At 63.6% G+C, this 24,769-nt stretch carries 22 protein-coding genes and 1 pseudogene; 5 read left to right on the top strand and 18 right to left on the bottom strand.

Translation table 11 applies throughout. The features are described 5' to 3' along the window. Positions 1-370: 370 nt before the first annotated feature. Positions 371-2,596: a relaxase/mobilization nuclease domain-containing protein gene (locus tag NKG95_RS12155; RefSeq protein ID WP_353040732.1), complete on the bottom strand. Its 2,226-nt coding sequence runs from the start codon at positions 2,594-2,596 to the stop codon at positions 371-373. Continuing rightward, entirely contained in the window at positions 2,593-3,000 is a 408-nt protein-coding gene (locus NKG95_RS12150; RefSeq protein ID WP_352689103.1) for a hypothetical protein, read from the bottom strand. Before NKG95_RS12150 ends, NKG95_RS12155 begins: the two co-directional genes overlap by 4 nt. Positions 3,001-3,446: 446 nt before the next feature. Here NKG95_RS12150 and NKG95_RS12145 point away from each other — a divergent pair, with 446 nt between their 5' ends. Both NKG95_RS12145 and NKG95_RS12140 read left to right on the top strand, forming a co-directional pair. After that, positions 3,447-4,127 carry a nucleotide-binding protein gene (locus NKG95_RS12145; RefSeq protein WP_353040730.1) on the top strand — a complete coding sequence of 227 codons (681 nt, stop codon included), beginning with the start codon at positions 3,447-3,449 and terminating at the stop codon, positions 4,125-4,127. Further along, entirely contained in the window at positions 4,124-4,531 is a 408-nt protein-coding gene (locus NKG95_RS12140) for a hypothetical protein (RefSeq protein ID WP_352689097.1), read from the top strand. Before NKG95_RS12145 ends, NKG95_RS12140 begins: the two co-directional genes overlap by 4 nt. A 117-nt stretch (positions 4,532-4,648) precedes the next feature. Here NKG95_RS12140 and NKG95_RS12135 read toward each other — a convergent pair whose 3' ends face one another. The 10 genes from NKG95_RS12135 to NKG95_RS12090 all read right to left on the bottom strand — a co-directional run bounded on the left by NKG95_RS12135 (position 4,649) and on the right by NKG95_RS12090 (position 15,266). Then, positions 4,649-4,990 (bottom strand): hypothetical protein, encoded by a 342-nt coding sequence (locus NKG95_RS12135; RefSeq protein WP_352999769.1) that lies wholly within the window; start codon positions 4,988-4,990, stop codon positions 4,649-4,651. Positions 4,991-5,045: 55 nt separating this feature from the next. Next, positions 5,046-5,369, bottom strand: a complete 324-nt coding sequence (locus tag NKG95_RS12130) for a DUF736 domain-containing protein (protein ID WP_353040728.1) — start codon at positions 5,367-5,369, stop codon at positions 5,046-5,048. Positions 5,370-6,076: 707 nt separating this feature from the next. Continuing rightward, complete coding sequence (locus NKG95_RS12125) at positions 6,077-6,610, bottom strand: hypothetical protein (RefSeq protein WP_353040726.1); 534 nt, start codon at positions 6,608-6,610, stop codon at positions 6,077-6,079. A 291-nt stretch (positions 6,611-6,901) separates the two neighbouring features. Next, positions 6,902-7,282: a GNAT family N-acetyltransferase gene (locus NKG95_RS12120; RefSeq protein WP_353040724.1), complete on the bottom strand. Its 381-nt coding sequence runs from the start codon at positions 7,280-7,282 to the stop codon at positions 6,902-6,904. A 28-nt stretch (positions 7,283-7,310) separates the two neighbouring features. Next, positions 7,311-7,589, bottom strand: a complete 279-nt coding sequence (locus NKG95_RS12115) for a type II toxin-antitoxin system TacA family antitoxin (protein ID WP_023723160.1) — start codon at positions 7,587-7,589, stop codon at positions 7,311-7,313. Positions 7,590-7,746: 157 nt separating this feature from the next. Next, positions 7,747-8,166, bottom strand: a complete 420-nt coding sequence (locus NKG95_RS12110; RefSeq protein WP_353040722.1) for a hypothetical protein — start codon at positions 8,164-8,166, stop codon at positions 7,747-7,749. Continuing rightward, positions 8,156-8,416 (bottom strand): type II toxin-antitoxin system prevent-host-death family antitoxin, encoded by a 261-nt coding sequence (locus NKG95_RS12105; protein ID WP_057143280.1) that lies wholly within the window; start codon positions 8,414-8,416, stop codon positions 8,156-8,158. The genes NKG95_RS12110 and NKG95_RS12105 overlap by 11 nt, the downstream gene beginning before the upstream one ends. 63 nt (positions 8,417-8,479) lie before the next feature. After that, positions 8,480-9,421 carry a DUF2493 domain-containing protein gene (locus tag NKG95_RS12100; RefSeq protein WP_352483439.1) on the bottom strand — a complete coding sequence of 314 codons (942 nt, stop codon included), beginning with the start codon at positions 9,419-9,421 and terminating at the stop codon, positions 8,480-8,482. A gap of 247 nt (positions 9,422-9,668) precedes the next feature. After that, positions 9,669-10,718: a DUF7146 domain-containing protein gene (locus tag NKG95_RS12095; RefSeq protein WP_353040720.1), complete on the bottom strand. Its 1,050-nt coding sequence runs from the start codon at positions 10,716-10,718 to the stop codon at positions 9,669-9,671. 12 nt (positions 10,719-10,730) lie between these two features. Then, entirely contained in the window at positions 10,731-15,266 is a 4,536-nt protein-coding gene (locus tag NKG95_RS12090; protein WP_353040718.1) for a strawberry notch-like NTP hydrolase domain-containing protein, read from the bottom strand. Between the two features lie 184 nt (positions 15,267-15,450). Between NKG95_RS12090 and NKG95_RS12085 the strand changes: the two genes are divergently transcribed. Continuing rightward, positions 15,451-16,641, top strand: coding sequence for a DUF1173 domain-containing protein (locus tag NKG95_RS12085; protein WP_353040716.1), 1,191 nt, complete (start codon positions 15,451-15,453; stop codon positions 16,639-16,641). A 406-nt stretch (positions 16,642-17,047) separates the two neighbouring features. Here NKG95_RS12085 and NKG95_RS12080 read toward each other — a convergent pair whose 3' ends face one another. The 5 genes from NKG95_RS12080 to NKG95_RS12060 all read right to left on the bottom strand — a co-directional run bounded on the left by NKG95_RS12080 (position 17,048) and on the right by NKG95_RS12060 (position 22,972). Beyond that, positions 17,048-17,677 (bottom strand): DUF1419 domain-containing protein, encoded by a 630-nt coding sequence (locus NKG95_RS12080; protein WP_353041022.1) that lies wholly within the window; start codon positions 17,675-17,677, stop codon positions 17,048-17,050. A 135-nt stretch (positions 17,678-17,812) separates the two neighbouring features. Further along, complete coding sequence (locus NKG95_RS12075; protein WP_353040715.1) at positions 17,813-18,205, bottom strand: hypothetical protein; 393 nt, start codon at positions 18,203-18,205, stop codon at positions 17,813-17,815. Between the two features lie 86 nt (positions 18,206-18,291). Then, complete coding sequence (locus NKG95_RS12070; protein WP_353040714.1) at positions 18,292-18,768, bottom strand: UCP036055 family protein; 477 nt, start codon at positions 18,766-18,768, stop codon at positions 18,292-18,294. Between the two features lie 72 nt (positions 18,769-18,840). Continuing rightward, on the bottom strand, positions 18,841-20,991 hold the full coding sequence (locus NKG95_RS12065) for a ParB/RepB/Spo0J family partition protein (RefSeq protein ID WP_353040713.1): 2,151 nt from the start codon (positions 20,989-20,991) through the stop codon (positions 18,841-18,843). 784 nt (positions 20,992-21,775) lie between these two features. Continuing rightward, a complete protein-coding gene (locus NKG95_RS12060) occupies positions 21,776-22,972 on the bottom strand; it encodes a DUF932 domain-containing protein (RefSeq protein WP_353040712.1) in 1,197 nt (398 codons plus the stop codon). A 414-nt stretch (positions 22,973-23,386) separates the two neighbouring features. On the opposite strand from NKG95_RS12060, the gene NKG95_RS12055 reads away from it, so the two are divergent. Beyond that, positions 23,387-23,629, top strand: coding sequence for a DUF982 domain-containing protein (locus tag NKG95_RS12055; protein ID WP_353040711.1), 243 nt, complete (start codon positions 23,387-23,389; stop codon positions 23,627-23,629). Between the two features lie 72 nt (positions 23,630-23,701). On the opposite strand, the gene NKG95_RS12050 is transcribed toward NKG95_RS12055, so the two are convergent. Continuing rightward, positions 23,702-24,166 (bottom strand): SOS response-associated peptidase family protein, encoded by a 465-nt coding sequence (locus NKG95_RS12050; protein ID WP_353040710.1) that lies wholly within the window; start codon positions 24,164-24,166, stop codon positions 23,702-23,704. A gap of 57 nt (positions 24,167-24,223) precedes the next feature. Between NKG95_RS12050 and NKG95_RS12045 the strand changes: the two are divergent. Continuing rightward, positions 24,224-24,642: pseudogene (locus tag NKG95_RS12045) on the top strand (SOS response-associated peptidase family protein); the annotation flags it as partial. Positions 24,643-24,769 lie beyond the last annotated feature (127 nt).

Raw genomic sequence — 24,769 nt, 5'->3', positions numbered from 1 at the left:
AAGCAATAGGTTGTCGTTAGGTCCTCCATCAGCTTCAGCCGACCAACGCGCAACGTGTGCGAAACTGCCGGCGGCTGATCGTGGATACCTCGGCGAACATCCTCGTGGGTAGGCCAATGCGGTCGGCGAAAGGCACCTCACGAGACCTGTCGGCCGCCCCATCGCAGGAACGAAAATGGAAGAAGAGGGAAACTTTCGCGTGCAGTTCTTGCACACGAGCTCCCATAACTGATTGATTTGTTTGCCTGTTTGTCCAATCCATCATTAGAGACATGCGCGTTGACGCCGATGGGCCCGCGTGGACAGGTACGGTTGACCTGGTCTGCTTCCTCCACCCTCCCACCTTGAGAAGGCTGGCAGCGACCTTTGCTCAGCGCTCGTAATCGTTATCGTTTGAGCGCTGGGTCTTACGGTTCTGCTCTTCCGCCTCACGTGCCTTCTGTTTGTTGGCGTCCTTCTGCTTGGCTCTCCCTTTCTCCTGATCGGTGCCTGTTCGCGGCTGCTCCGGCTGGTGGGGATCGTCCCGAGCAGGAAGGTCTCGCCCTCGCGCCTCGCGCTCGGGGATCGGCTCGCCACCGCCACCACGACGCTGCTGCTGCCGCTCGAATTGCAGCCGCGCCAGACGGTCATGCATCTTATCGTTGACCTCTTCACGATACTGTTCGAACTGTCCTTGATGCGCCGGCGACAGCGTCTCGCGCATGTTGTCCAGAGCCTGATTGACGCGGGCCATCTGACGCCGCATTTCCAAGGGGGTTTGCGCCATGTTCAAATCTCCTATCAGTGCATTCAATTCTCTCATACCGGGATGGGACAGGAAAGACTTCTGCCCCGATTGATCAGCTCCGCGCCCCACGGCAGGACCTGGCTGCCCCTCCCCTGTCCGATCGCGACGGAACCGCAGAAAATTGTTGCCGATCGACTCCGCTGCCGCGAGAGCCTGACCGACTACTCCCGCGGTCCGCATCGTCGTCACAGTCTTTTGCCATGCGGCAGCGATTGCATCGCCGTTCACGACAAGGGATTGTCCATCCAAACGGCGTTGCCGCTTGGCCTCCACTCGGTCGATCGTCCTGGCGCTGACCTGATAGCGCGGATCGCTCTGGGCGCGGCTGTAGGCTCCGGCATGCTCCTTCGTGAATGGCCGCGTCATCGCATGATCCATGCGCCGCGTCGCCACCATCGCAATGCCGTTCTCGCGTGCTTTTTCCGCAAAGGTCTCGCGCCAGGCGGCCAGATCTGGCTTGTAGAATTTCAGGCGTTCGCCGTCGGCTGACCGTGCCTGCACCATCGCGTGGATATGGACGTGCTTGGTGTCCTTGTGATGCGCCAGGACGAACTTGTATCCTGGCGCGCGCTCCTCGAGCACGGCGCGCGCCGCGGCCATGACGGCGTTGGCATCGGTGCCGGCTCTTGCCGAGAAAAGCAGGTGATAGGCATTGCGGCGCTCACGTCCCGAAAACTGCGGGCGCCATTGTTCGTAGACCGCAGCCGCCGCCTTGGTGGAATTCTTCACCCCGGGCACAGGCTCGCCATTTGCATGGCGGACTTGGCTGTGGGTGCGGATGAACTTCTGCAGGAAATATTTCGCTTTGGGTTCACGGCTCACGGCCGCCGTTACCTCTGCCTTGGCGACCACCCCCGCCGCGCCCATTGCCTCAGACAAACGGGCCTCGATCTTATCGAGCGCCCTGCTGCGCGAATTCTCCCGACCGCCGGCCAGCACTTTGGCAAGCGGTCCGGCCCGCTCATAGGTGTGTGCGTAAACCTGAACCGTCTGTCCGTCCTGTGCATAGATGAACGGTTTTGCACCGAAGGCCTTGTTCAACGCCTCGCTCAAGTCGGCACCGGTGACCTCGCCGGCGAGTTCGAAACGAACCTCGAGAAAATTGGTATTTTCCAAGGGCGGTTCGAACGTCTCGCAAAACGTCTCCAGGAACGCCTTTCGTGCGGCGCCTGTCGCAAGGACCTGCCCATCCTCGTCGAAAATCTCTATGTCGTGTTTCTCGCCTTTTTCGTCCTCGCGCTTTCCGATGTAATTGAGCAGCCGAGCGGCGGCTTCCTTGGTCGATGGCGGATTGGGCATGACCTTAAACACAGCAGGCTGCGCACCCGCCGCATAGCCTGCCCGTGCCGCCACGGCCCGCGCCTGATAGCCCGCCCGCGCCGCTCGTCCTAGACTGCTCGGGCGCGCAGCACCATGGCCGCCGCCGCGCCGCTTCCAGTCTTCCTCCTCCTCCTCTTCCGGCCGGAAACCGACGAGCGTGGCGCCATAGACCATGATCGGCGCGCTAGGGGCCTTGGGCGAGCTCGCAGCCGCGGCGGACCTCGGAGCCCTGCTCCCCACCACTCCTGTCCCTCCCGGGGGCGAACGGGGGACGTTCCTGCCGCCACCAACCGTCGAGCCGGCTTGTCCTTGCCCGAGGCGTGCGCCGCCACCGGTCCGCTCATAACTCTTCATCGCCTGGAATTCGCCGGCCGCGCGACGGGCGCCCATCAGAGGCTTGTCGTCGTCCAGGTCCTCACGCTTCACGCCGGACTCGCCCCGCAGATAGCGTTCGATTTCGGCCGCGTAGCCGGCAAGACGACCGCTCATGGCCTGGCCACCCTCGCCTTGCGGGGACCGACGGTCATCGCCTTCAGTTCCTCGCGGAACTGCCGCACGAGGTCGCCCACGGCGATCAGCGCCTGCTCAAGATTCTCATCATGGGCAACACGGCCATCGTTCATGGTGCGCACGGCCTGATTGAAATTGACGCCGACGCGCCGCAGCTGATCGGTCATGTCCACGATCGCCGGCCGCAACGCCTCTGACGCGATAGGCAGGTGCCCGACCTCTGCCCGCACGAGACGCCGGACGACCTCGCTAACGGTTACGCCGTCCCGCTCCGCAATGGCTTTGAGGCTGGCCAACTCGTTAGCCGAAAACCGGATGTGCGTCACCTCGCCATAGCGTCGTGACGCGCTCTTGATCGCTGCTTTCTGGGCGTCTGCATCCATCTCTCAAGCCCGCTTGCGGGCGCTAAGGCCCGCCAGGGCCGCGCCGCCTATTTTGTGTGTATCACAAAATAGGCAATCCTGCCAATAAAGTAGGCGCCCAATAACAAGTAGCCGCGGGCCGGTGTTCCTTTCAAACGAGCGCATTTGTCAGCGGCAGCGGTCCGGGCAAATGTCTCCATGACGCGTTGAAGACTTGTTTCCATGTTAACATGGAAACATCAGAGCGATCCGCACCCCGGTCAGCCTGCCAGACCCCTTCCTCACTGATAGCAGCTGCGCAATGTCTGCACCCCAAGCGGGCCTTACGGCGCGCGCCTGGGTTGCCAAACCGGTTTGCCCCGTTGACTATGTCACCATGTTTCGACCGTGACATTATTCCATGTGTCCATGATGACTTGTTTCCATGTTAACATGGAAACAAGGAGACATGGCCGGAAGGAGGCCCCATGATCATCTCCGCTGCGATCCCAAAGGGCGGCACTGGCAAATCAACGATGCTGCGTGCCCTCGCATCCGTCGCGCTGCATCGGGGTTATTCGGTCACTCTTATCGATGGCGATCGGCGGCAGAACATGAACCGCTGGTTCCAGATGCTGGGTGACGCTGGCAATCGCCCTGACAGCTTCCAGCTGGTGAGCGCGATGACCCCGCAGGAGATCCTTGACGCTGCAGCCACTCACAACGGGGAACGCTCCGTCGTGTTGATTGATACGGAAGGCACCACAAATGACAACCTCATGGCCGGGCTCTTCGCGGCCGACATTGTCGTCGTGCCGGTCTATTTTGCCCTCGACGATGTGACCGCCGCCATCCAAATCACGGATCACTACATCCCGCTGGCGGTCGAGAGCCGGGGTAGGCAGCTGCCTGCGATATTCGTGCTGACCAAGCAGACCATCATCGATGGCAGGGCGCGAGCCCTGACCGAACTGCGCGCCATCATCCAGGCCAACGGCACGCCGATTGCAGAACACGTCCTGCACAATCGCGTTGCCTACCGTGACCTTCAGACCGGGCAGACCCTCTACAGCCCCGAGGTGCCTGACGCAAAGGCGGTTGCCGAGAGCGAAGGGGTCTTCGACGACCTTCTGCAAACCTTCATCGAAGCCACAAGGAACGCGGCATGAGTGAAGAAACCGCGCCGAAACCCGGTGACGACAAGAAGGCCCGCATGATGAAGGCGATCTCCACGCAGCCGCCCGTACTGCCGAGCATGTTCATCCCACAGAAGGTCGAGCCGTCAGGGATCAAGGAGCAAGCTACGCCACCGATGGAGGAACCGACAAAGCCGTCCCCGGCAGTCGGGCCCGATTTCCGCAAGCTGCTGCGGCAGGGTCAGAAAAAAGACCCCATCGCCGGAAAGAAGATTCGCGAGGAGGAGATGATCCGCTGCGGTTACTACCTGACGGCCGTGGAGCAGCGGCAGTTCAAGTTGCTGGCGATCAGCAACGGGCACAGCATGACCGAACTGCTGCGAAAGGCTGTCCAGGACTATATCCGCATTCATAAGCACAAACTGCCGAAGGAATAATCGGCGGTTTGGAGTCTCCATCGCATGCTGTGACGGGTGATGTTCGTGGCTCTTTTGCGACGCGCAAAAAAAGGGCCCGCGACGGAACACTCCGTCGCGGGCCCTTTTACGTGTTGCCTACTTGGGTTGGTTGAGGTGTTTCAGCACCTCGCCGAGGATGTCGTCCCGCTCCGGACGCCCGCTGGCTGCAGCTTTGTCGTCGACCAGCTTTGCGGCCAATTCAGGCGGCAGCGGGACTAAGTCGTAGCCGTGTGAGATGGCTGCATGGCGAAGATCCTCAAGCGTTTCGAACGCGCGGTCGCGGGTGCCAAGCCAGAGCGCGGGCTCGTCGGTTTCTTCGTGCGGGAACGCTTGCAGGAAGTAGGTTCGAAGTGGCGGGTCGTAGCCGATGACAGCGTCTGGATCCGAGCGGCCCTGTCCGGTGACGGTGCCAGTGACAGTGATGGTGTAGCGACTCATTGCAACCTCCTTTTGCCGGGGGAGCCGGCCCCTTGCGGGGCCGGCCACCGATGCCTCATTGGGGGTTGTTCCAGAGGATGACCTTCTTGTTTTCCTCGCCGCCCGGGGCGGGAGCGAGGTTGCCGAAGATTACGCCGATCTCGGGGGCTTCCAGCTTGATCGAGAGGTATTCCTCGCCCGAACGCTGGGAGATGCGGTGCCAGCCGGCTCCGATCTCGAAGCCCGTGCGCTTGTTGACGATCCGGTAGTCGGGCGCGTCCTCGCGCGACTTGTTGGTGTTCGGGATCAGGGTGATCGGGGCGTTGACCCGGAGCGTGGCAAAGATGCCTTCCATCGAGCCGTCGGCCTTGGTGGCGAGGTTTGCGATCGTGGTGGCCATGGTAGTTCTCCTTCGGTTGCATCGGGACCATTCCCGATGGCGCCAAAGGAGAGGGCCGTCCTGCTGCGGTCATCTCGGCGAAAATTCTGGAAAATTCTATTTACCGAAAAATAGCGGGCAGCCCTTCGCCTGCCCGCAGATAAAAACAGAAATAGAATTTTCCAGAATTTTCGCCGAGTGTACCCCCAACGGGGGTTGACCGCACAAAGCAGGCGGTCGTCTACAAAGGCGACATGAAACGGGAATGGCCCCGGATGCGACCGAAGGAAAAGAACCCAGGCCGCCATCGCTAGACCGCCGACGCAACGCTGCCGGATCGCAGGACCATGCAGCAGCCTCTCGGGTCATGTCGTCGGCATCGCCAACACATCGAACAGCAGCCCGGCGCGTGACCGCCTGGCGTGTTCGGTATGGCGGCACAGCGGTTTCGAGATCGGAGCCGACTGGCAGCGAAGTTCACGCCCCTCGGGGACGAGCCTCGCAGCCAGGTTGGATGACCCGGCACGCCAGGATGTTCGGCACGCTTGCCCCCGCCTCAGAAGCGAGAAGCGTCAAGATGATCATCCTGCACAACGCCCCGCGGCTCTGCGCGGGCCGGTTTCGAAAGGGGTCGGCTCCGGCCGTTCATAAAAGTGGAGTAGGCGGCGCGGGGCCGGATCAAGCCTATCGGATCGGACCGCCGGGCTGTCGGCGGGACCGCGCGTACATCATCCCGGCAACGCCAGACGCTCGTCCGGCATTATGCGGGCTTCGGCCTGGCGGCGAATGTCCATACCGGCATGGCGGAGTATGGCGCACCAGTCTTGCACATTGTACGTCGTCGCCACGCTGCCCCTTGCCAGATCGTAAATGACGCACGGCTTGTTCGCGATGGCGAGCCGAAGCACGTTGACGGCCGTGCCAGGTGATGCGCCATCCCAGACCATCATGCCAAAGTCGGCGCGCCGCGCCATCTCCCGGTCTTTGGCGGCGTGGAACCAGTATCCTTCGGCGCCCTCAGGAGAAGGAACATGGTAGGCGGCCCAGTCGCCCAGATTGTTGCGGGGTTCCTTGCCGGTATGGAAGACCCCGACATGCTCGTAGCCGTAGCCCGCGAGCAGGCCCTGCGCCTCGGCATCGGCTCCAGACTCGTCGCCAATCAGCACGCCGTGCTCGGCAGCGACGATTGCGCCGATCCGAGCGATGGCAGGTTCCGGCAGCTCGAATATCTCGCGCGATCCACCTATGAATATCATCGCCATCGTGACTTTCCTTTCTCTCCAGCGCCCCCGCCTCGCTCTGGCCGCCCTTTCCCTCCGGCCCTTCGCGAGGGATCGTCACCCGAAGGCCGAGACGGCGAAGCCGGCTCGGGGAGCGGCGGGAGGCCGCGACGAGAGCCCGGCCGGCCGTAGGCCGGCGCGCCGGCCCCTGCCGCTGCCGGAGGCGCTACGCGCGTGGAGCTAGTGGCCTTTGTCGGCCAGCCAGAGGCTCACGTCCTGGATCGAGCGCATGAGCACCGACGGATTGTCCCGCGCGGGAATGAAGCCCGAGTTCTACCAGTAGCGCTCGGCCTCGGCGTCGATAGCCCGCACCACCACCGCGCGGCCGCCGACGATGTCGGCGCCGGCGACGCAGCGATGCAGCGCGTCCTTGACCAGACCGCTGCCGACGCCTTGCCCGGCATGGCGGTGGTCGACGGCGAGTTGTCCGATTAACAGGGTCGGATCGGGCCGCCCGCCGGTGCGGAGGCGCGCGGTGCGCTGTTTGGCTGGATCACGCCTGGCGCGAGGCCGTAATAGCCGACGACTGTGCCCTCGTCGTGAACGATCAGGACGCGGGTAAACCGCGGGCCTGGTTCGTTCGCGCGAAGCCAGCCAGCCAGGCGTTGAGTGCCGGCTTGCCGCAATCGAAGCTGTCGAGGCGGTGCGTGTCATCGAGGAGTTCGATGCCTGAAAGCGCCACCTAACGGTCCCAGGGCGGGGACCGGCGCAGCCGCTCGGCCGCCTTCGGCGGAGGCGCAGCGGCGGGGGCTGAGATCGCCTGCATGAAAGCGTCATAGGCTTCCGGGGACACGATGGCGGTTGTGTTGACGATGGCCGCCTGCGCCTCGTGCAGTGCTGCGCGCCGCATGAACTCGGTGCGCGACAGGCCGAGCAGCTCCGCGCCGCGGTCGATGATCGTGAGATCGTCGTCGCGAAACCGCATCGAGACGGATATCTTCCTATTCGCGGCGGCGGCCATGGTGCGTTCCTGTGCTGGATGGACATACGTCCGTGCAATGCAGCATGACACCGGATTTGCGTGACGCAACATTCCTGTTCCTGCGACCGGCGTACAGGCATGCGGAAACGGCGGACTGATCCGATCCGAGGTATGCTCCCTGCCGCGAAAGAGAACGTCAATCCAGACGGCTGACGCGGCGGCCCTCGCTGCGCGCTTCGATAAAGGCGCCTGCGATCTTCATCATGAATGCCTTGCTGAAACGACCGAGGGGCTTACCGTCGGATTCGATGTACCAGGAGCGTTCGGCAATATCGTAGTTGTATTCGTCAACCATATTCCAGCAGCGTTTGAGATCGGTCAGACCGGCGCGGCGGCACTCGATAGCGGAGACTTCCAAACCGACCCGATCGCTGGTCGGTGGCTGGGTGGTTATCGCCAGGAGCGCGAGATGGGTCAGGCCATCTCTTGCGCCGCGGACAGCGATGACCACGCAGGTCGGCCGGCTCTTGCGGCCTTCCGTTTCGCCGCGCTCGTGTTGCCATGCCCAAAGATACGGGTAGGAGATCACCTGACCAGGCAGAAATCTACCGCTCATCATCGTATCCTTCCCCGCGCGCCAATCGGTCGATCTCGGCGGCGAAGAGTTCCGTGTGTTCCTCCGGCATCTCGGAGACATGGTATGCGCGGCGGGGATCGCCGCCGATGCGCATCCGTTCGTAGTGCTCGTAGCTCATCAGCACGAACCGGGGTTTCCGGTGCTTGGTAAGAATAACGGGTTCGCGGCTGGCAACGTCGGTGACGTCGCCTACCTGCTTGTTAAGATCCCCCGTCGTGAACTGGCGCATGGCTGGACTCCTTGATCAGTCTCCATATTATCCAGATTTTCTGGATTTGCAAGAAAACGGCGCTCACGCGCCGCCCTCCGCGAACCGCCACACGGGGATGCCGAGCCGACGCGCCTTGTCGGCAAGGTTGTCGGTAATGCCGGAGCCGGGAAAGACGATCAGGCCGTAGGGCACCACGGAGAGAAGCTGGTCGTTGCGGCGGAACGGAGCCGCCTTGGCGTGTCGGGTCCAGTCCGGCTTGAAGGCGATCTGGGTGACCTTGCGGTTCTCGGCCCAGCAGGCGGCGATGCGTTCGGCGCCGCGCGGGCTGCCGCCGTGGAGCAGGACCATGTCGGGATGCTTCTCGCGGGCCTTGTCGAGCGCCTCCCAGATCCGGTCGTGATCGTTGCAGTCGAGGCCGCCGGCGAAGGCGATCTTGGTGCCGGCTGGAACGAGCACCTCGGTTTCGGCATGGCGGCGGGCGGCGAGGAAGTCTCTGGAGTCGATCACCGCTGCGGTCATCGCCTGGTGGCTGACCTTGGAGCCGGTGCGCGGCCGCCATGCCGATCCGGTCTGCGCCTCGTAGAGGTCGGCGGCCTCATCGCGCATGATTTCGAGCACGTTGCGGCGCTCGATATAGGTGATGCCTTCCGCAGTGAGCCGTTCCAGCTCCACCGATTTCACCTCGGAGCCGTCCTGCTCACTCTGGCTCGAACGCTGCGCGTCCTCGTTGCGGTCAAGGCTGCGGGCGACGCGCTCGGCGGCGCGGTGGAAGACGTTTGCGAAGGACCAGAGCAGGTCGTCGAGATCGGGTTCGAGCCTGGTGTCGCCAAGCATACCGGCGAAGGTCTCGACGATGCCGCCGAGGCCAGCCCGGATCACTTCGTCGTCGGGAAGCGGCCGAGGATCAGGTTCGTCCTGGTGCGGGCGATGGCCGTACATCTGCAGTTCGAGGATGACACGATCGGTCGGCGAGGAGGCGTGGTAGGGTTCGTAGGCGTCGTCGAAAGGAAGCTCGTAGGTCATGGCGTGTCTCCATCGGTTGTGGTCGCGCCTATCGCGGCCTGACAGCGCATCCCGGCCGCGCCGCGGGCGCGGCCGCACCGAAGGCCGGAGCGCGAGCGGAGGACGGCGCAGCCGTTGCGGCCGTGACCGGGGGGTGGCAGGGGTCGCCTCTCGGGCAGGCCGCGGGCACAGCCTCTCCGGCGGACCGTCGCCATGCCTGCAAGGCTTCCGGTGACGCCGACCCTGCCCGCCTGCCGGCCCCGCCCGTTCATCCGGGCGGCAGGAAGAGACGGGCATCATCCGGGACGAGCTGATCGCTGAGCCATGCGGCGAGATGAGCTGGGCCGAGATGGCGCAGATCGTCGTTGAAGTCGCCGAGCTGCGGCCGCAACACCAGGGCGAGGATTCCTGACTCGCCTGCGCGCTGGCTGAGACGTTCGATGCCGTGCCGGCCGGCGGCGTCAGCGTCGGCCGCGATGTAGAGGCGGCGGCAGCCGGGGGGCAAGATCAGGCCGGCGAGGTGATTGGCCGAGGTGGCCGCAGCCACCGGCAGCGCCGGCATCACCGTGCGGAGCGAGGCCATCGTCTCGAAACCCTCGCCGGCGGCCATGACCGGAACGGGCGTGCCGGGATCGAGGCCGAGCCAGATGCCATTTCCCAGGAGATGACCGAGCGAGCGTCGAGGATCGGCGATCTGCGCCTTGCCGTTGCCGTCCGGAGCGAGCCAGGTGCGCTGGAGGCCGGTGATGCGCCCGTCGATGCCGGTGACCGCAGCGATCAGCGCGGGCAGGGTCTGCGTCTCGCCGGTCACGAGATCGCGATAGTAGCAGTCGGGGTGGAAGCGCAGGGCGCGTTCGCGGGCGGCAAGCAGAATGCCGCGGCCGGTGAGGTAGCGTTCGGCCAGCGTGCCGGCGATCGGCTGCGACATGGCGAACAGGCGGCGGGCGGCGTCAGGGGAGCCGCGTGCCGCGGCAGGCTGGCGCTGGATATCGGATGAGCGGGACTGGGGTTCTGGCCGTGGGATGGCGAGGAAGCGACGCGCTTCATCGGCGACCTCGCGGAATCCGACCAGGCCGCAGCTCGCCTCGATGACGTCGAGCAGGTCGCCATATTCGGCCGTCGCCTCGTCGACCCACTTGCCGGCAGGGCCTTTGGCATTGGCTTTCAGCCGCACATGCATGGAGCGGCCGCGCGCGTTGCGGACATCACCGACGATCCAGTGATTGCCGGAGCGATGGCCGTTGGAGAGATATTCGCGGCACACCGCCTCGGCATGTTCGCCAAGGCGGCGTGCCAGCTCGGAGGCCGAGGCGGTCATGATCGCCTCCCCTCAAGCCGCCGAGGTACGGTCTGTGACGCCAACCAGCGTATGGCGGTCGAGGAGCGCGGCGAGGATGGCGAACCCTTGCTCGGTCGTCGGGATGAACAACCGGAGCTTCCAGGAGATGATCTCGGAGATCAGACCCAGCGCCTTCAGCCGCGGGACCATCGCTTCGGTGAAGCCGACCAGCTCGACACGGTAGTCGTTCATGACGCGGCTGCGGCGCAGAATCAGGCCATCGGCGAGTTGCAGTCCGATCCGTCCGTCGACAAGCCCGTTCCAGGCATCTTCCGGCGCCAGCCTCGGCACATCGTCGAGCCCCAGATTGCGGAACATGGTCGTGACAAGCGTCGGCGCGATGTGACGGCCGATGATGCGCTCCCCGGCATCGCTCTGGATTCGATAGACTCGACAGTCGTCGTCCGGCAGCCGACGCCAGATCGGCAACAGCAGGCCCGTCACGATGTGAAAGGTGCTGGTGGTAAACTCCGGGACGGCAGCGACTTCCGAGTCCCACAGCTCGCAGAACAATTTCCGGTCGGCGGGCTGCCAATGTGTTTCGGCAAGGGCGTCGAGGCCGAAGCGCAGCTCGTCCGTCGGCCGCAGCAGGCGCACGCGATGCTCTATCGCGCCGTCGTCGAGCATCAGGCTCGCCGTCGGCAGCCGGATCGCCGCGCGGCTCGACCGTGTGTTCACCAGCAGAACCGATTGGGGCTCCGCACGGGCAATGGCCAGCGCATCAATGAGCCCGAGCGGCCGGATGCGGTCCTTGCGCGCGACTGTCAGCACATGCGACTGCGCGCCGGAGACTGGATGGGTATAGACGGTCCTACGATCAGTGACGACGATGCTCTCCGCCGTGATCGTCTCCAGACCCTTGTCATAATTGCCGGCGGCGATGGCGCCTTCTATTTTTGCCGCCATCAGTTGCTCGAACACCTCGAACAGCAGGTTCTGGGTTTCGATGCGCAACGCCAGGAGACGGTTGAGCCAGGTCGTGATCGGCGGCAGCTCGTCACGCAAACCACCTTCATCCGTCGTCAGCGACAGCCCGGTCACGGTCTCGAAGGTCGTGAGCGAGCAGCCCTCGATCTTGCCCTGGTGCAGCAGCATGTAGAATTGGCGAAGTGCGGCCCGCGCGTAGGGGCTTTCGAGATTGTCTTCGGCACGGAACAGCCCTGCCCCGCCGGTCTGGCGCTGGCCGCGCGTGATTGCGCCCAGCGTGTCGAGCCGTCGTGCGATCGTCGACAGGAAGCGCTTGCCGGCCTTCACATTGGCGGCCATGGGCCGGAACAGCGGCGGTTGCTTCTGATTTGTGCGGTGGGTCCGCCCGAGCCCCTGTATGGCGTTGTCGGCGCGCCAGCCGGCCTCGAGCAGATAGTGTTTGCGCAGTCTCTGGTTCCGGACCCCAAGATCGGCGTGGTAGGAGCGGCCGGTGCCGCCGGCGTCCGAAAACACCAGTACGCGCTTGTCGTCATCCATGAAACTCTGGGTCTCGGCGAGGTTGGCCGAGCCCGGGCGGTTTTCCACGGCCAGCCGGTCGATACCGTCGCGGCCGGTCTTCTTGACGATGCGGCGCGAGCGCCCGGTCACCTCGGCCACAGTATCGGTGCCAAAGTGATGCATGATCTGGTCAAGGGCACTGCCGACCGGTGGCAACGACGCAAGCCGCTCGATCATCTCGTCGCGCCGGCGCACAGCCTCCCGGCACTGGACCGGGTTGCCATCTTCGTCGTGGACAGGCCGCGAATAGAGGTTCCCTTCGGCGTCCGAATATTCCTCGAACAACTGGGTCGGGAAGGAGTGCATCAAGTACCCGCCGACATATTCCCGCGGCGTGATGTCGACATGCAGGTCCGACCATTCCTCGGTCGGGATCTCGGCAAGGCGTCGTTCCATCAGCGCTTCGCCGGTCGAGACGATCTGCACGACCGCCGAATGACCTTCGAGCCGGTCCTGCTCGATCGCGCCGATCAGCGTCGGCGTCATCATCGAGGTGATCAAATGCGAGAAAAAACGTTGCTTGGTACTTTCAAAGGCCGAGCGCGCCGCCGATTTTGCGTTGCGGTTCAGCGTGCCGGACTCACTGGTGATGTTGGTCGCCTCGAGTGCGGCGGTCAGGTTGTTGTGAATGACCTGGAAGGCGTCCGCATAGGCGTTGTAGATGCGGATCTGTTCGTCGGTCAGCTCATGCTCGAGCAAGTCGTATTCGACACCGTCATAGGAGAGCGAACGCGCCGCATAGAGGCCGAGCGATTTGAGATCGCGGGCGAGCACTTCCATCGCCGCGACACCGCCGTCCTCGATCGCGGCGACGAATTCGGCGCGGTTGGCGAATGGAAAATCCTCGCTGCCCCAGATTCCGAGGCGCTGCGCATAGGCGAGGTTCTCGACCGCGGTCGCACCGGTCGCGGAGACGTAGACGACGCGCGCGTCGGGAAGCGCGTGCTGGAGCCGCAGGCCTGCCTTGCCTTGTTGCGAGGGCGCGACGTCGCCACGCTCACTTTTGCCGCCAGCGGCGTTGGCCATGGCGTGGGCCTCGTCGAAGACGATGACGCCATCGAAAGATTTTTTCGCCCGCGACCGGTTTTCTCCAATCCTTGTCTGGCTTTCTTTAATCCCCGTCTGTCTTTCGGCCCTTCCCGTGTCTTGTCCAACCCAGTCGAGGATCTGGGCGACCCGGGATTTCTTGCCCTCCCGTTCCTGCGAGCGCAGGCTTGCGTAGGTCGTGAACAGGATGCCCTCGGCAAGGCGGATCGGTGTGCCCTGCCGATAGCGTGAGAGCGGCTGCACGAGGAGTTTTTCCTGGCCAAGTGCTGCCCAATCGCGCTGGGCGTCTTCAAGCAATTTGTCCGACTTGGAAATCCAGATCGCACGGCGGCGGCCCTGCAGCCAATTGTCGAGGATGATGCCGGCGACCTGCCGTCCCTTGCCGCAGCCGGTTCCGTCACCCAGAAACCATCCGCGGCGGAAGCGGACCGCGTTCTCAGCACCTTCTGGCGCGGCGGAGACGACATCGCAGGTCTCGTCAACAGTCCAGGCGCCGGTGAGATGGCCGGAATGAGCCTCGCCGGCATAGATGACGCTTTCGAGTTGGGCGTCTGACAGCAGGCCCTCGTCGATGATCGCATCAGGAAGAAGCGGCCGATAGGAAGGCTTTGGCGGCGCGACGGCGGCCATTGCGGCCGACTGCACGAGCGGCGTCGGATGCGGTTTCGCGCGGGGAATGTCGATCGAATGGAGCGCGTAGGGTTCGTAGATCGTGTCAGTGAGCCGGCCGCTCTCCTCCGGCATCCAGTCGCGCAGTTCGTAGGCAAGGGGGACAGCCGGAGTGGTGCTCGCCATGATGGGGCGGGTAGGCTTTGCCCGGAAGACAACAGGGCGGACCGGCCGGATGACCTTCGGAACGGCGGCAGCAGCGGATGCGGTTCTCGCCGCGGATCGGGCGGCCATCTGCATGGTGGCATTGCGCAGGATTCCGTTCGATAGGGCGCCGATCGAGTCCGAAAAGCCGCCCGGTGTCCGGGGCGGCAGATCCGTGATCCAGGAGAGCAGCGTTTCGACATCCGTGGCCTTGCCGGGCGACCGGACGAAGCCGGTCGGGTCGGCGGCCGGTACCTTGTCGATAATTGTCAGGCGGGTCTCAGTGGTAGTGCCATGGCGGGCGTAGACACGGCCGTCGATCGCCGCTGTGAAGATGATGGTGCCCTGCTGCTGCAACCGTTCGAAGGTCGGCCGCCATTTGGGGTTTTCCGGAGACAGCCCGGTGCCGGTGATGGCGACCAGGCGCCCGCCCGGACGCAGGCGTACGAATACGGAGGAGAGGTGCCGCCATGCCGCATCGGCGACATGGCCGTCGACATAGGCGCCGACGCTGAAGGGTGGATTCATCAAGACGACGGACGGCTTGATCGCAGCATCGAGGTGATCGTCGATATGGGCGGCGTCGTGCCGAGAGACGGGCATGCGCGCAAACAGCAGGCCGAGGAGATCGGCGCGTATCGCGGCAAGCTCGTTGAGGGCGATCGAGGCGCGCGCCATCTCGGCATGGACGGCGAGCAGACCGGTGCCGGCCGAGGGTTCGAGAACGAGGTCGCGCGATGCGATCGCCGCGGCGTGCGCTGTGACGAAGGCCAGCGGCAACGGCGTCGAGAGCTGCTGCATGGCCTGGCCCTCGTCGGACCGTCGCGTATGAGTGGGAAGAAGTTCGGCGATACGCTTCATCATCGCCAGCGTTGCCTGCGGCGTGGTGGACCGGGACAGGATCGCAGGGCCGAACCGGCGCAGAAACAGCACCTGGGCGACTTCGAGCGCTTCATAGGCGTCCTTCCAGACCCAGAACCCTTGCGCATCGCTGCTGCCAAAACTTGTCGTCATGGCGGTGCGCAGTGCGGCGGTGGTGACAGGCTCGCCCTGTTCGAGGAAAGGCAGAAGCCGCACTGCCGCCTGATGGATCGCCTGGGCGGTGTCGATGGCGTCCTGTGCCGGCGCGGCGAGGGAAGCGGCCGTACGTGCGACGGTCGAGGTGGTCGAAACAATGTTCATGGAGATGTCCTTCGCGAGAGGGGAGTGGCGCCCGCGCCGGCACTCTCTCCGTGCCAAGCCGGGCCCACTCCTCCCGGCTCCCCTCTGCCTCTGGCGCCAATCCACCAATGGGGTTGCGCTCAGCGCAAAGCCATGACTTGAATGCGGGACAGGGATGCGGCGGCGACCTGGAGCTGCGGAGGTGATGCGACGGTTCAGAATTGGCAGTGAGGTCTACGAGGAGGGAGCGCCTGGCCTGCAGGCGGCGCTGGCGAATGCCTATGCCCGCACCGAGCGTCCGCTATGCCTGTGCCGCGAGCCAGGCTGCCCGATGTACATCGCCCGCATCGGCGACCTTCATCTGATCAAGCGCATGCCGCTGAGCGGCGGTGGGCATGATCCGTCGTGTGATTCATATGAATCGCCTTACGAGTTGTCCGGCCTGGGCGCTTTGATGGGCAGCGCGATACAGCTCGATCCGCAAAGCGGCTTGGCGGCTTTGAAACTCGATTTTAGCCTGTCGAAGACGGGGAGCCGGGCAGCGCCCGCGCCTGCTGGCGAGAGCTCCGCCAGTGTAACCGGGGACCCCAGGAGGATGTCGCTGCGTGGCCTCCTCCACTATCTGTGGCACGAGGCCGAATTGACGGTCTGGACATCCCGATGGGCTGGCAAGCGACATTGGTGGAATGTCCGCTGGCATCTGCTCGAGGCTGCCGGGCAAATGACGGTGAGGGGCGGACCGCTCGCAGACATCCTGTTCGTACCCGAGCCGTTTCGCGCCGAGAACAGGCAAGCGATCGAACATCGTCGCAACGCGGTTCTCGGCACGGCGCTCCCGCCGAAATCCGGCCCACGAAAGCTACTGGTTCTGGTCGGCGAGGTGAAAGAGATCGTTCCTGCCCGCTCCGGCCAAAAACTTGTCATCAGACATTTGCCCGGCTTTCCCTTCATCATCGACGATGCATTGCACCGCCGCCTGCAGGCACGTTTCGAGAAAGAATTGTCGCTGTGGGGAGCGGATTCCAGCTCACATCTGATAGTGATCGCGACCTTCGGACTGAACCCGGCCGGCCTCGCCCTTGTCGAGGAGGTCGCGTTGATGGTGGTATCCGAGAACTGGATTCCTTACGAGACGGTCCCGGAAAAGCGGCTTGTCGATGCGCTCGCTCGCCTTCGCGAGAAAAGCGTGAAGGGATTGCGCTACGACCTGCAAACCGACCAGCCGATCGCCAACGCTTTGCTCCAGAACCGGCAGCAGCCGACCGCACTCTTTGTCGTCCCGGCCGGTGCGGACGAAGCGTTCGAGGCTTCGTTGCAGGACATGATCGCGAACCAGCCAGAGATGGGTGCGTGGACCTGGCGGGTCGGTGACGGGGAGATGCCGGCCCTTCCATAGGCTGGGACGACATCCCAGATTTTCATCAATGTCGTGAATCGATTGGCGACTATCGATTCAGACTATGCGTTGGACAAGGATCCCCGCTGTCTTGGACCATGACGGTATGGTGAGGGGTGACCAGCGATCGTCTTTTTCGGTGAGCATGCTGCGGGTTTGCGAAGATCCGCGGCGTAATCACAGTGGGCGCCTGGTTGTTCTCAGCGTTGAACTTGGCATGCCATTCGACCCGTCCGAACCCCGCGTTGCATCGGCGAGCGAAACGCTGGAGAGTTGGCTTTCGCATCGGCGTCCGTCCGGGGCGATGGCGGCGGTGTGCGCCGGTATCGGCAACGACCTGGGACACCCAAGCCGGCGGTATGCCGAACACGCTTCATAGCTGCGCTTGTCCGCCTGTGTCGGCTGCTTACGAAGGGTCCTCATCGTTGCTCCCTCTCCTTTTGGTGTGCGGGCGTATCGCCGCCATGCGGTTGTCGATTTCGTTGTCGGACAGGTCCTCCAGCAGTTTCAGGATCGTGCCGTTGCCACCGTCGTTGACGAGAATGATGCGTTTGCCACGGTGCTCCGCGGGCCAGGTGTGGGGATTGATCTCGCCGGCGATCCCCTTGAAGTCGGGATGCGTCGCGCTCCAGATGGCCTCGAGCTTTTCCGCGCGGGTCATGCTGTCGCTCGCGCCGGTCTCGTGAGCGATGATGGCGGCGCGCATCTTGTCGGGAGACTGCCGATCCGTGAGGTCGCAAAAGCCATGAAACCAGCGTTCGCGGCCGCGGATCCTGATCGCTAAGAACACGCTGGTGATGTTGCCAGCCTTGAATTCCGACATGCCGAACATGCCGGTCCTCTGGAAGAGCGGCGGCAGCAGTCCAAGCATGAAGTGATATTGGGCCGCTTCGATCTCAAACCATTCGCCTGCGTAGGGCGTGCCGGAAAGCGGATCGATGCCGGGAGTGTCTTTGTGTCGGCTGAACAGTTGGAACATCTGCTCGCGGGTGGCGACGCCGTCGAGCACCTTCCTGAAGGGTGGATGTGCGGTCATGGGGTTCTCCTGAACGCAGGTCGGCCACGCGCGGCATGAACCGCGTCGTCCCAACTGCTTGGTGGTGTTGTGGCTGTCGACTGGCCGAGCCTGCGGTCGGCGCGCGTGCACCGGCGATGATCGGGTTTGCAGGGTTCAGGCGGCGCGTTGCTCAGAGGAACGCGAAGCGTCTCGACCAACCCCGGTGATGGCACGGACGGCGGCGGCGAGCGTCGGGATGTCGTCGAGCAAGGCGAGCGCAACGAAGTGGTTGGCCCCGCCAGTATAGTCCTTGCGGCCCTTGCAGGTGCGGATCAGGATGCCGTGTCCTGAGGACAGCCCGAACTGGCCGACCTGGATGTAGGCGCGGTCATGGTGCAGGGTAATTTCACCGGAAACGGCTATGCCCGCCTTGTTCGAGCGCAGGTCAAAGCTTCCCTGCAGTAGGGCAAGTTCAACGGCGAGTTTCTTCAGCCGTGAACGGGCTGTCGTGTGAAATCGTCTCTTCTGCTGCTCGTGATAGGAGCAGCTGCTATTCCAATCGAACATGTCAATCTCCATGAAACGGGAAAGGCCCGAGATCGCTCGCGCGATCCCCGGGCCCGTCGTCGGGATGGTTCTATGCGGTGAAGTGATCAGGCGGCCGTGCGGCCCTCGATGATGTCGGCGCCGACCTCATCGGCGGACACCTCTTCGAGATAGGCTCGGCTGTACGAATTGCTGGCGAGCCAGCGTTCGGCCGCCTCGCGATCCTTGGCGAGATAGAGCAGCTCCGGGCTATCGCCGAGGTCCTGCAGGACGCGGACCATGCCGATCATGGGACGCTCGACGATCTCGAAGCGCAGCTCGCTCTCGACGGACCAGGTGCGCCTGACCGAGACGACAATGATAGCGCCCTGCCCGAGATCGCCCTCATGCAGTGCGAAATGGGCTGGCGAGCTATAGGTCGCGCGCTCGCGCGGCGGCTCCTTCCTGACCAGGCGACCGACGCCGTTGCGGCTTTCCCAGGCGGCGAGTTTTTTGGTGAAGCGAGCCGGCGGTTTCACAGCGCCGTCGCTGTATCGGATGACGCTCCCCAATGGGGCGGATTCGTACACGATATGTGCGGACATGCGGGTTTCTCCATGTCGAAAATGAGAAAGGGCCCGGCGGGAGTGCCGGGCCCCGTGCGAGCGTGAGGCCGACTATTCGGCGGCCTGGAGGTGGTCGGCCTCGTCGCCGTCGATGGTCACCAGCTCTTCGGAGGACGAATCCGCATCATCGGCGAGGAAGGCCGGCAGCTCGGCGGCATCGCCGTCGGGAGCTCCCTCGTCCGACATGTCGCCGGCGACCGCGTCGCCAGCATCGGTAGCCACTTCATCGACCTCAAGGCGCAGCGGCTCGGGCAGCCAGTTCGATCCTTCGAGAAGACGGGCGGCTTCACGGGCCATGATGTCCTTCTTCATGTGGTCGATCAGCTGCGCGGAGTCTGCGCCGCGAGCTTCACGGACAGCCTGTAGAATCCGCGCCTTGGTGAGCCGCCCAAGGAACTCGACCGTAGGCGTCCAGCCGGCGTCGACCATATCGAACTGGAGCGAGCGGCCAAGCACGTCTGCATGCTCGAGCGCCTTCGGTCGCCTGTTCCAGGGTTCGACCACCGCATTGAGGGTCAGCGAGACGCAGTGCGCGAACAGCGCCTTGCGGCTTGCTTCGTCGAGGCCGAGAAGGAAGTCCCACAGGCCTTCCGTTTCATCGGGCAAATCGCGGTCCCAGGCTTCGTGCCGCTCGGCGATCTCCTTGGCCCAGGATGTCTCGGCAAGACCATCGACCTGGCTGAAGCTGCCGCTCTTCAGGCTGATCTCCAGGCACGTGTCCGGCGCGAAGCGATAGAAGACCTGCAGAACGACGGCATGGAGTGCGGCGACGATGGCGATGTCGACGTCACCGGCGAGTGCGTTGCGCAATGCCAGCGTCCGCTGCGCGGTCAGGTCGAAGACGAGCCGATCGTGCAGCGGCTTGATGCCATCGTCCTCGCCGTCGTCACTAGCGCTGTCGTTCAACGGTTTGCCGTTGACGACAACACCATCGCCATCGTCGTCGCCATTGGATCGGGTTCCGCCGTCGGCGCCCCCTTCCTCCCCCTCATCGACGTCGCCGGTTTCGGTCCGCGGCTCGTCCTCGGACCGCACGAAACCGGCGTCGACCTGGAGCTTGCCGTTCGCGGCAAGCGTAACGAACACACCGGCAATGGCCTTCTGGGCGGGATCGTAGCTTTGAGGACGATCATCGATCGCATCGAGCTCGGCACCCAGCTGGTCGAGCTTCGCCTCGATTGCTTCGTCGGCATCCTCGGCCTGGGCATAGTCTGCATCCAGCTTGTCGTATTCGGCCTTCAGCGCGTCGTAGCGTTCGATCTCCTCGGCGCTGAGCTCCTGCGCCTCGGCGTAGATGCGCCGCATGCCGGAGGTGTGGCCATAGGGAAAGCTGATCGCCGCCTCGACCCATTTCCAGCCTTCGGCGCGGATCGCCTCGGCATCCACCTTCAGCCTGTCGAAGACAAGCCGCTCGAGGAGCGCCGCATCCTGGAACCAGCCGCCGGAATCCTGCTCGAACAGGTCGCGCAGGATGACGCCGCCGGCTGCTTCATAGGCTTCGGCGCCGACATAGACGGCCCGGCGATCATCGGCCCGCACCGTGGTCTCCGTCAGCAGGCGCCTGATGTAATAGGGTTCCTGCATATGCGAGCTGGAAATCCGCTCCCAGACCTGCTCCTGGCGCGCGTGATCGTCCGAGATCGAAAACGCCATGATCTGTTCGAGCCGGATTTCGTCCTTCTCGTAGAGGTCGAGCAGCTTGGGTGAGACCGATGCGAGCCGCAGGCGCTGCTTCACGGTCGAAGGCGATACGAAGAAGCGGACGCCGATCTCCTCCGGATCGAGGCCCTGGTCGCTGAGACTCTTGAACGCGCGAAACTGGTCGAGCGGATGAAGGTCTGCACGGCGCAGGTTTTCGGCAAGCGAATCCTCCTCGGCCGAGGTCTCCTGCCCGCGGTTGACGATGCAGGGGATTGGCTCGTTCTTTGCCAGGCGCTTTTGCTTGATGAGAATGCCGAGCGCGAGATAACGCCGGCCCCCGGCGGGCACTTCGAACGTGCCGGTCTCCTCGCCCTCGCCGTCGAGCACGGGACGGACGTTCAGGCTCTGGATCAGCTTTCGGCGTCCGATGTCTTCGGCCAGCTGTTCGATCGACACGCCGTCCTTGATGCGCCGGACATTCTTCTGCGACAGCATTAGCTTGTCATAGCGAATATTCTCGGCGGCGTTCATCGCGATCTTCTGAATGGCGTTTTTTGCCATGGTCAGGTTCTCCATGACGGACGGCCCGGGGCCTCTCCCCGAACCTCCCAGCCCGTCAGGAAACTCCCCTCACCCTCTGCCTCCAAAGCTCACGCCGGCGCCGGCCGCTTGCCGCAAGATTTGATGGGTCGGAATGACGACGCGCCGCTATCGTTTCGGCTCGCGGATCTCGACGCGACCGAGCCGCCCGATGGCCTGCAGCATGCTGGCGTGATCCATCAGCATGTGGATCAATGCCTGCGGTCGACGGGTGACGGACTTGCTCATGTTGCGCGTCCGGTCGTGCCGGACATTTAGATCTTCGAATTCCGTCATCTGGCGTAGATATTGAGATGAGGCCGGCCGCCCATGTGCTGCGCCTTCCCTTGTCGGACACCGGTACGGTGTGGATCCCGGCTATTTTCCAGACCTCGGCGCCTGCCGCCGCATAGGCACTGGCGACGGCACGCAGCGGGGCGTAGGAGAGGCCATACAGGACGCTGGCTCGGCCTTACGGCCGACAGCGACCAGCGGCCCGCCAAGCGTCAGCTGCAGCACGATATCGAACTTGACGGATCTGCTGTCGATGACCGGGAGACCTGCGGCGATACATTGGGCCTTGAGGTTGTCGGGGGTCCATCGGTTTGCTCCACGACGGGGCGGCCGAAAGCCTTTCTTCCGGGACCTAACCCGCCACGAAAAAAGGCGCCGTCCTCGTGCTTCGGAGCACGGCGCTGGGATTGATGGGGACGGCGAACGGACGTGAGGCCAGCAACCAAAGTTTTCGCTGCCGGCCTCCGCAGGATCAGGCGGCGAAATCGAGAAGCTTCTTGGCCTTGCCCTCCATTTCCAGGCGGACATCCTGATGCGGCTTGTCGCGCGCGACCCGCGTGATGCCCTGCACGAAGTCGAAGATTGATTCCGGCGGCCTGCCTTCCTCCATCAGAACAGTCTCGATGATCTTCGTGGTCTCGGACTTGGAGAAGCCCCGTTTGCGCAGGAAGCCCTGGCGATCTTTGTCGTCTCGGGCGACGATCCGTTCCCGCGCGGCCTTGATGCCGTTGACGAACGGCATGGGCGACGATTCCGCGAATTGGATCAGCGCCGGCTCAGCTTCCAGGGCGAAACGCGAGGCGGCATATTTGGAATGCCGGATGGTGATTTCCTCGAAATCTTCGACGCCCCATAAATTACGATTCTGGCACACTGCGCGTAGATAGAAGCTGGCAATCCCGAGGGTGCGGGCTCCGACTTCGGAATTCCAGCAGTAGAAGCCGCGGAAATAAAGATCCGGTTCCCCATTCGGCAGCCGCCCGGCCTCGATCGGGTTCAGGTCGTCGACAAGAAACACAAACACATCTCGGTCGGACGCATAGAGCGTAGTCGTGTCGTTGGAGATGTCGACGTTCGGGTTGTAAATTCCCGTCGACCAATCGAGGACTCCCGGCACCTTCCAGCGAGTGTCCCCGTTGCCGTTGCCAGCGATCTTCTGCACGGCGTCGATCAGTTCTGAGTCAAATATTCTGCCGTAGTCCGGACCTGTTACCGCTCGCAGCTCGAGGCGTCCGTTCTCGATTTCCAGCGTCTTCACCTGCTCGGCGCGGTGGTTGAGGAGACCGTGCTGTAGGTTGATCGCCGCGAGCGGGGCCGGAAGCTGGCGCAGATCGGTGGCCGGCGCGCCTACTAGACTGGCGAGTTGGCCGAAACTCCAATGCGTGGGGGCAATTGGGGCAGGCGCATCGGGCAGCATTAGCCTCAGGCGCTCCGGGTCGTCGCGGCTGGCCTCGACGCGGATCCGCTCACTTTCGACGATGCGGGTCTTGCTGCGCTCCGACCGGGCCTTCACCGAATTCCGAAGGTCGGTGAGCGACAGATATCGCTCGTCCGCCGGCCGGTTGAACCATTCTGACGACACGCGGCCGATGCGCTGGCCGCGGCTGACGTCGACCTTATAACCGGCACGCTCGTTGCGCTTGGGCGTGTGAATTTCCATCTGGGTCATGGGTGTCGCTCCTCGGCGAGCGCCGGGAGACTCTCTCCCGGACCTTCACTCGCCACTGGGGCCCGCCCGCCCTCTTCGTCTCCCGGCATCCGCGCGCCACTGGGCGCGTCGGCATTTCGGCGGCGGCCGCGTCAAGGCTGACACCCAAGAGAGAAGGCTCGGGCTTCAGGAAAGCCCGAAGACCAAGCGCCGCTTCACCTTCCGGACGCGACAGAAATCCGCTGTGCTTTCTTGCGCAAACAAGACGGGGACCCATCCGAATTCAGATAGCGGCCTGCTCAAATTGGACAGGCAACTTGTCTTGAGATTGAGCAACTGCAAGTTCTCTTCGGGCCTAGCTGATACATGTATAAATTGACCCAACGTCATGATAGGTGAAGACCGTATCGAGGTCGGAACTGAGAGAGTAATTGCATGTCGAGCAGGTTCGTCCGGCCCGTGGTGGTGCAAATTGGCGGGCATGACCGTGAGCGCGTCATATTCGATGTGAATGACGCAGGCACGATCCTGCTGCGAAGTTTCCCTCATCAGACGGAGAAGCGAAAACTGGCCATGGATGCATGTCTTCAGGTTCTGCGTGGTGCAGCCCAGACGCCGATAGCGAGACGGGCCTTCGTTGCAGCGGCGTTAGAAGCGAAAATTCTACGCAGCGACTGAGGTCCAAACGTAGCCTCGATCACAGTGGGAGCGGCGGATGGCCGGCGAGATCACCAAGTTCGGGTTTTTGGTTCAAAACGCGAGCACCGCCTGTGCATATGTTTCGCGCGGCTGCGAAACCACGAACGTGCCGGCAGGCAACGGCCGAAGCAGCTCTTCTTCCATGCAGGTCCCGTCGAGCCAAGCCATCCGCTGATCGCGCCGCAGCACCGCCATCTGCCGGTCGTGGAAGGGCGCCACGTCGTCGTTCGCCTCGATCGTCAGGATGGCATAAGCCTCAGGCCAGTCCCGTGTCGCCTGGCGCCAGACTCCAGCGAAATACAACCAGTCATCGTCAGCGAGCGAGAAACTATAGGGCTTGCCGCGGCTACGATGGCGGAACTCGGATGCGGGAACGAGGCAACGGTGACTGGGAAACGTCCTGCCCTCAGCGCGGATGACGGTGAACGGCCTGCCTCCAACTTCGCTGGGCTGAAGGCCCCAAGACAGCTTGCGTTCGTCGAGCGATGCGTCGGAATCGAAAACCTTCGCGCTCATGGTCACGCGAACATACAGGAACACGATCGCGGTGCAATGCGGTCGGACGGAGGACCGATGTGCAATGACTATCGATTGACGGTGGATGTCGCTTCGATCGTGGAAGACTTCGCCGACCTCAAGATCAAGATCCGCTTCGGCGAAGGTGCGCCAAACCTCGAGGCGCGCGAGGACATCAAGATCACGGACGTGGCGCCGATCATCAGGACGGTCGAGGGTGTCCGAGGCGAAGGCGATATGATTCAACGGCGCTGGAGCTGGCCCGGACCGAACAAGCGGCCCGTCTATAATTCCGTTCGGAGGGCCGGGAGTTCTCGTCGAACCGGTGCCTGATCGTGGCGGACGGTTTCTACGAGTTCACCGATCCGGAAGACCCCAAGAAGAAGCGCAAGGACAAGTGGCTCTTCGCAAAGAAGGACAAGCCGATCTTCTGCATCGCCGGCATCTGGCGTGAAATGCCTGAGGTCGGCGAGGCCGCACAGGGACACAGGAGATCCGCCTGTTTATTACTCCAGACCTAACCAATGCCCCCTGACAGCTATCTACCGGTAGAGTCTCGGGTACTTGGCCTTCTCAGTCTGGCAATCATCCCTACGCCGCACC

This window comes from Mesorhizobium sp. M1423 (assembly GCF_040317575.1).
Lineage (GTDB): Bacteria > Pseudomonadota > Alphaproteobacteria > Rhizobiales > Rhizobiaceae > Mesorhizobium.
This window is presented reverse-complemented; position numbering and strand designations above follow the sequence as displayed.

Bases quoted from the DNA above. Each gene is read 5' to 3' on its own strand.
- NKG95_RS12155 (WP_353040732.1), bottom strand. From the start codon at position 2,596: ATGAGCGGTCGTCTTGCCGGCTACGCGGCCGAAATCGAACGCTATCTG.
- NKG95_RS12150 (WP_352689103.1), bottom strand. From the start codon at position 3,000: ATGGATGCAGACGCCCAGAAAGCAGCGATCAAGAGCGCGTCACGACGC.
- NKG95_RS12145 (WP_353040730.1), top strand. From the start codon at position 3,447: ATGATCATCTCCGCTGCGATCCCAAAGGGCGGCACTGGCAAATCAACG.
- NKG95_RS12140 (WP_352689097.1), top strand. From the start codon at position 4,124: ATGAGTGAAGAAACCGCGCCGAAACCCGGTGACGACAAGAAGGCCCGC.
- NKG95_RS12135 (WP_352999769.1), bottom strand. From the start codon at position 4,990: ATGAGTCGCTACACCATCACTGTCACTGGCACCGTCACCGGACAGGGC.
- NKG95_RS12130 (WP_353040728.1), bottom strand. From the start codon at position 5,369: ATGGCCACCACGATCGCAAACCTCGCCACCAAGGCCGACGGCTCGATG.
- NKG95_RS12125 (WP_353040726.1), bottom strand. From the start codon at position 6,610: ATGGCGATGATATTCATAGGTGGATCGCGCGAGATATTCGAGCTGCCG.
- NKG95_RS12120 (WP_353040724.1), bottom strand. From the start codon at position 7,282: ATGACACGCACCGCCTCGACAGCTTCGATTGCGGCAAGCCGGCACTCA.
- NKG95_RS12115 (WP_023723160.1), bottom strand. From the start codon at position 7,589: ATGGCCGCCGCCGCGAATAGGAAGATATCCGTCTCGATGCGGTTTCGC.
- NKG95_RS12110 (WP_353040722.1), bottom strand. From the start codon at position 8,166: ATGAGCGGTAGATTTCTGCCTGGTCAGGTGATCTCCTACCCGTATCTT.
- NKG95_RS12105 (WP_057143280.1), bottom strand. From the start codon at position 8,416: ATGCGCCAGTTCACGACGGGGGATCTTAACAAGCAGGTAGGCGACGTC.
- NKG95_RS12100 (WP_352483439.1), bottom strand. From the start codon at position 9,421: ATGACCTACGAGCTTCCTTTCGACGACGCCTACGAACCCTACCACGCC.
- NKG95_RS12095 (WP_353040720.1), bottom strand. From the start codon at position 10,718: ATGACCGCCTCGGCCTCCGAGCTGGCACGCCGCCTTGGCGAACATGCC.
- NKG95_RS12090 (WP_353040718.1), bottom strand. From the start codon at position 15,266: ATGAACATTGTTTCGACCACCTCGACCGTCGCACGTACGGCCGCTTCC.
- NKG95_RS12085 (WP_353040716.1), top strand. From the start codon at position 15,451: ATGCGACGGTTCAGAATTGGCAGTGAGGTCTACGAGGAGGGAGCGCCT.
- NKG95_RS12080 (WP_353041022.1), bottom strand. From the start codon at position 17,677: ATGACCGCACATCCACCCTTCAGGAAGGTGCTCGACGGCGTCGCCACC.
- NKG95_RS12075 (WP_353040715.1), bottom strand. From the start codon at position 18,205: ATGTTCGATTGGAATAGCAGCTGCTCCTATCACGAGCAGCAGAAGAGA.
- NKG95_RS12070 (WP_353040714.1), bottom strand. From the start codon at position 18,768: ATGTCCGCACATATCGTGTACGAATCCGCCCCATTGGGGAGCGTCATC.
- NKG95_RS12065 (WP_353040713.1), bottom strand. From the start codon at position 20,991: ATGGCAAAAAACGCCATTCAGAAGATCGCGATGAACGCCGCCGAGAAT.
- NKG95_RS12060 (WP_353040712.1), bottom strand. From the start codon at position 22,972: ATGACCCAGATGGAAATTCACACGCCCAAGCGCAACGAGCGTGCCGGT.
- NKG95_RS12055 (WP_353040711.1), top strand. From the start codon at position 23,387: ATGTCGAGCAGGTTCGTCCGGCCCGTGGTGGTGCAAATTGGCGGGCAT.
- NKG95_RS12050 (WP_353040710.1), bottom strand. From the start codon at position 24,166: ATGAGCGCGAAGGTTTTCGATTCCGACGCATCGCTCGACGAACGCAAG.